The sequence below is a fragment of the Halomonas caseinilytica genome, from assembly GCF_001662305.1.
GTDB lineage: Bacteria > Pseudomonadota > Gammaproteobacteria > Pseudomonadales > Halomonadaceae > Halomonas > Halomonas caseinilytica.
Genome location: NZ_BDEP01000038.1, coordinates 1 through 1,697 on the forward strand (window position 1 = coordinate 1; position 1,697 = coordinate 1,697).

Annotated in this window: 3 protein-coding genes; 2 read left to right on the forward strand and 1 reads right to left on the reverse strand. The window is 58.8% G+C overall.

Features of this window, described 5'->3' with window-relative positions:
• Together A9O65_RS16805 and A9O65_RS16810 are read left to right on the forward strand one after the other, a co-directional pair.
• On the forward strand, window positions 1-274 hold a 274-nt coding region (locus A9O65_RS16805), incomplete at its 5' end, for a fatty acid desaturase (protein ID WP_181024107.1).
• Between the two features lie 161 nt (window positions 275-435).
• Complete coding sequence (locus A9O65_RS16810; RefSeq protein ID WP_064702554.1) at window positions 436-657, forward strand: hypothetical protein; 222 nt, start codon at window positions 436-438, stop codon at window positions 655-657.
• 134 nt (window positions 658-791) lie between these two features.
• On the opposite strand, the gene A9O65_RS16815 is transcribed toward A9O65_RS16810, so the two are convergent.
• A partial coding sequence (locus A9O65_RS16815) for a zinc-binding metallopeptidase family protein (RefSeq protein WP_146077114.1) occupies window positions 792-1,697 on the reverse strand: 906 nt, incomplete at its 5' end.

Below are 1,697 nucleotides of genomic sequence, written 5' to 3' on the forward strand. Positions count from 1 at the left end.
TGACTGGACCTTCCAGGAATCAGCACTGCACGGCAGCTCACACTACGACCTGCCCGGCATCTTACGCTGGTTCACCGCTAATATCGGGGTGCACCATGTCCATCACCTGTGCACCCGCATTCCCTTCTACCGTCTTCCCGATGTTCTGCGCGATCATCCCGAGCTGCGTGGCATCGGCCGCCTCACCCTATGGCAGAGCCTCGCCTCGGTGCGCCTGACCCTGTGGGACGAAGAGAAGCGCCGCTTGGTGAGCTTCAGGGAGGCAAATGCCTGATCTGTCGAACGCCCATCATCAGAGAAAACCTGTCCTATCGGGCGATATACACGGTTTCGAGAGCTTAGGGTGCTATGCTGAATACAGGGTCATAGGCGCTACTCGACGCGCCATGTACCATGGCAGTTGGTATTCCATTTCCATTGGTACAGGTGAAGCCCATGCAAGATATACATCGTCTTGAAGTTGGCATGACCACACAGATTGGCACGCATCAGGTAGAGAACCCTGAAGTAGGCAAGGAATACGTGCGCGGGTTTGATTCAAACACTTGGCTTCAGTTCACCGAGGACTTGGCCGAGGATCGACCGGTTGTTGTCCGCATCGATAGTATTGAGGACGAGGTGTGCCACTGCACGGTCACAAGAAAACTAAGCGAATGAATTAAGGCTATGAATTCCGCACCAGTGGCGTTCAGAGCCTCTGGGCACTGTTCCAAGAACACCAGTGCCAGTCTTCCATGGCTACGATAAGCGTTGGTCGCCAGGCGAGCACCTTCCCACTGGACTGTCAGGGGTTAACGCCCCTGTGCACCTCGACGTAACCAGTCATGCACGAAAGCGAGTTTACGACGCGCAGCCTCCGACAGCACGAAGGGATAGAGGTCTGGCAGCCCCATGGAGCGGTTGACATGATTCACTCCCACTACAAGGGAGGCCGCGACATGAATCAGGCGCTCAGCATCCGGTTCCGAATACGGGTCCCAACCCGGGTTCGGTAACTCAGGCAAGGACAGGCCCGCGGCGACGAAGCTATCCGTAATATCAGTCAGATGTAACAGGTGCGCTGCGGTCTCGGCCCAGTCCTCATGCGGGTGCGCGGAAGCGTAGGCGGTCAGGAAGCGTTGTCTCCAATCGGGCGGAGGGCCGTCATGGTAGTAGCGCTGGAGTGCAGCGGGGTAATCCTCACGCTCGTCGCCGAACATGACGCGGAAGGTCTCGAGGAAATCGTCACGCAGACTAAGTCTCCACCAGAGCATATGCGCGACCTCATGGCGCATATGCCCAATCATGGTGCGGTAAGGTTCGTCTAGCGCTTGGCGGCGAGTTGTACTCAGGACTGGATCAGCTTCCGCCACGCTGATCGTCACCACGCCCTCGACATGCCCCATCAGTACGGGTGTCGGGCCCTCGGCAAGCAAGTGGAAAACAGGGCGCGCGCCCGGGTCCTCCGGCCGGAACCAATGCCAACGACCAAGATTATCCAGCGCCCAGCGCTTGGCAGCCTCAGTCTGTGCCCAGTTGGGGATGGCACCGGGTATAGAGGAATCTGGAGCCAGCGCCGTCATGGCGCCGGATCGACAGAAGGCATACTGCTCAGGGGCGATCCAGTTGCAACCGATGACCTCCCTGTTGGCGCAGAAGGGCGGCATAGGCCGGAAGGCGCGCGCCTGGGGATCATAAGCAACGGGGGTGCCATCAGC